Below are 3793 nucleotides of genomic sequence, written 5' to 3'. Positions count from 1 at the left end.
GGGCTATTATCATTAGGCTCAAACAATTGATTCTTGCCTTGTTCATACTCAGGTTTTGGGTTAAAGTTTCACTAAGTCTGTTAAAGTTTGGCATGGTCTGATTCGTCTTAAAAATTACTATTATGCCTTTGCTTTAACAGACTTTTTTGTTTTTTTGTCGTGTGCAGAGAAATTAAATATAAAGATCGTTGGCAGCCAACTCTTGGCAAAGCTGACCGACATTACCAGCCCCTTGAGTAATTAAGATATCACCCGCCTTTAACACGCGCTGCATGGCTGGTGCTAATTCTTCTTTATCAATCACCATGGGCTCTACCTCACCACGCAGACGAATACTACGAGCTAAGGACTTAGTATCGGCACCAACAATGGGCGTCTCCCCCGCACTATAAACATCCAATAGCATCAGTTCATCTACTTGTGATAGCACAGCCACAAAATCATCATAGCAGTCGCGAGTACGGGTATAACGGTGCGGCTGGAACAACATCACCAAACGGCGCTCTGGATAGCTTGCGCGAGCAGCTTTAATAGTCGCCGCAACCTCTACAGGGTGATGACCATAATCATCAATTAACAGCACATCACCGTCATCTTTTTTGACACAAGCTTGCTGCTCAAAGCGGCGACCTACTCCAGCAAATTTAGCCAATGCTCGTTTAATGGCTTCATCATCAACGCCTTCATCGGTTGCCATCGTAATCGCCGCTAAAGCATTTAGCACATTATGCTGACCGGGAATATTTAACGTAAGCTGTAATGGCTCATGGTCTTTACGCAATACAGTAAAGTGGGTCTTGGTACCTTCCACACGCACATCTGTAGCTTGAACATTATTGTGTGGCTCAAACCCAAAAGTCAACACAGGGCGACCGATATCATCGATCATGGCGTACAACTCTTTATCATCGCCACAGACCACTGCCAAACCATAAAATGGCATATTTTGTAAAAACTGAATATAAGCAGCTTTCAGCTTATCAAAGCTATTGCCATAAGTTTCCATATGATCTTGGTCGATATTGGTGACAATGGCTGCCATTGGGTGAAGCGTTAAAAACGAGGCATCAGACTCATCCGCTTCTGCAATTAAATAACGGCTCTCTCCTAAGGAAGCATTCTTACCAGAAGCATTTAATTTACCGCCGATTACATAAGTGGGGTCTAACCCTGCTTCAGTCATCATCATGGTCAACAAACTAGTGGTTGTGGTCTTACCATGAGCACCAGCAACGGCAATACCATGACGATAGCGCATTAATTCACCCAGCATATCTGCACGACGTACTACCGGAAGCTGAGCTTTCAGAGCTGCTTGAATTTCAGGGTTTTCACGATCAATCGCAGAAGACACCACGATGACATCCGCCTTTGCAATATTCTTAGAATCATGGCCAATAAAGACGTTGATCCCTAAGCTCTGTAATCTTTTTGTGACCGCACTTTCTTTGATGTCTGAGCCACTTACCTCATAGCCTTGGTTTTTCATTACCTCAGCAATACCACACATCCCTGCCCCGCCAATGCCAATAAAATGAATGCATTTAATACGACGCATTTCAGGAATTTCAATCAATCTTTTACGCAGATGTGGCTTTGACATAAATATCTCTTTATTCTAATAAGTAAAACGAATTTCAAGCTGTGACTGTTCACAGACTAATTTTGTTTTTTTCGGCTAACTGAAGAAGGATCAGCTTATTTACTGATTTGATTCCAAATAAAGTCGGCCGTGATGGTCGTAGAGCCTGGATTGGCTAAAGCTTTGCCTTTTTCAGCCATCTTTTTGCACTTCTCCCGATCCAGGTCTAACAAGGTTTGTGCTAGATACTCTGGTGTTAGTTTACTCTGCGGAATCAGATAAGCCGCATCTTCAATAGCCAAAGAGCGTGCATTAGCGGTTTGATGGTCATCTACTGCATGAGGTAGGGGAACGAAAATAGCGGCTAGACCCACATTTTGAACTTCAGTGACAGTCAAAGCCCCTGCTCGACACACTATCACATCAGCCCAAGAATAGGCATCGGCCATATTATCAATAAAAGGTTTAACCGTAACATCGTGCAGCGCTCTGTTTACCGGGCCATAACTGTTTTGAGTACTTGCTAAGTTATTGCGACCACACTGATGATAGACTGCAATCGGCTTGTCTATTTGTGTTAAAGCGGCAGGTACTGTGGTATTTAAAGCCTCTGCTCCCAACGAACCGCCGACAACTAACAGCTTTAAAGGGCTATCATCATTGAGATCATAGCGCTCCTCTGGTCCAGGTATATTACAGATAGCTTCACGCACTGGGTTACCCACAGTTTCAAGCTTAGGATTGTCTGGGCTGTTGCTATCACCGAAAGTATTAGGGAAAGCTTGAAGTACTTTAGTAGCCAACTTCGCCAAGTATCGATTACTCATACCAGCGATGGCGTTTTGCTCATGAATGATAAGAGGCGTGCCGGTTGCTTTGGCTGCCAATCCCCCTGGCGCACTCACATAACCGCCAAAGCCCACCACAACATCAATGTTATTTCTTTTAATAATCCTGATACTTGCTAACATGGCTTGAGACAAAGTAAGAGGCATTTTCAATATTCTGCCAATCCCTTTACCGCGTAAGCCTTGCATATCAATAGTATGAAACGTATAGCCTACTGGGCGAACCAAATCATTTTCCATGCCCTGTGGGGTACCAAGCCAGTGCACGATAGCGCCTCGCTTAGTCAGCTCTTCTGCTACGGCCAATGCTGGAAATACGTGTCCCCCTGTTCCTGCCGCCATCATCAATATGTTTGGAGCAACATTTGCGGCCTTGGTAGGCACGCTATCTTGATGCGTATTGTTTACAGCAGGGGTCTCAGACACAGCAAAATCTCCTAGATTTTTGATATAAAATAGGTCTACACAAAGGTGAAAAAAATCATAGCATAAATAATAAGCTTAGGCGATGATGTGCTTTTTGTAAGGCTGCTTATTGTACAACAAACAATAAGGCTTTTACTAAAGATATCATGACAATTTTCATCAGATTAAAGCCTAGAAAAATAGCACAAAAAAATCAAGCCACGAACAAGTCGTAGCTTGGTAACATCTTTGGTCAATAGTCAGTGATAGCTATGCTCGCTATTGGCTCAGTCATTACTGTAAAAAAGTACATACCACAACAACCTATTTCTTTGTAACTAACTCTGAATTAATAGCAAATGAACTAATAGCAAATCTTGCCTTAACTACCGAACTCTACGCTATGATCTGGCGCATCTAGCTTTGAGTGGACTGATTCTAACGGCGTTTTAGAGTACGAGTTTTACCTATAAAAGAGACGCCTTTATAGCCACGTAACTTTAAGGTATTACCATTTAACTCAGCTTTACCCGAGAAAGTCATACCAGTTTCTGGCTCAATACCTTTACCGCCCTCATATTTATTGGGGTTTTTTGGATCTGCTTTAAGATCCCAAAGTACGGTCGCTCCTGTTAGAGGCTTGTTTTTAAACTTACCTTTACAGGTATCACAAACCGTCTTATTGGCTGCACGAGGGTCTAGAACTTCCACGATTTTTGCAGAAAGTTTACCATTACTCTCACTAAACTGAATCACCGCATCAGGCTTACCGCTATCGTTATAGGTAGTCCACTTGGCGTTATTTAATTGGTCTGCAGCACTGGCACTAAAACCAATAGCCAAGCCAGCTGTCAATAAAAGAGATTTTGAAAAAGATTTCATATAGTGAAAGAACTTATAAACTGTTACAAAGCCAAAGAAAATAAAAGAACAAAGTATCGATACAATGCAGACGCCA

The 3793-nt window shown here is 42.5% G+C and carries 3 protein-coding genes; all 3 read right to left on the bottom strand.

Annotated features, from left to right (window positions below):
* Positions 1-172: 172 nt before the first annotated feature.
* Entirely contained in the window at positions 173-1603 is a 1431-nt protein-coding gene (gene murC, locus A1019T_RS10615; RefSeq protein WP_077451612.1) for a UDP-N-acetylmuramate--L-alanine ligase, read from the bottom strand.
* A 95-nt stretch (positions 1604-1698) separates the two neighbouring features.
* Positions 1699-2775: an undecaprenyldiphospho-muramoylpentapeptide beta-N-acetylglucosaminyltransferase gene (murG, locus tag A1019T_RS10610; RefSeq protein ID WP_077451613.1), complete on the bottom strand. Its 1077-nt coding sequence runs from the start codon at positions 2773-2775 to the stop codon at positions 1699-1701.
* A 498-nt stretch (positions 2776-3273) separates the two neighbouring features.
* Positions 3274-3793 (bottom strand): DUF2147 domain-containing protein (locus A1019T_RS10605; RefSeq protein WP_244156638.1); only part of this gene is annotated, 520 nt, incomplete at its 5' end.

The sequence above is a fragment of the Psychrobacter piechaudii genome (assembly GCF_900162825.1).
GTDB lineage: Bacteria > Pseudomonadota > Gammaproteobacteria > Pseudomonadales > Moraxellaceae > Psychrobacter > Psychrobacter piechaudii.
The sequence above is the reverse complement of the archived record's forward strand: the minus strand, read 5'-3'. Positions and strand labels throughout refer to the sequence as shown.

What these genes read in the sequence shown, in the direction of transcription:
- murC (WP_077451612.1), bottom strand. Translation starts at nt 1,603, where the DNA reads ATGTCAAAGCCACATCTGCGTAAAAGATTGATTGAAATTCCTGAAATG.
- murG (WP_077451613.1), bottom strand. Translation starts at nt 2,775, where the DNA reads ATGATGGCGGCAGGAACAGGGGGACACGTATTTCCAGCATTGGCCGTA.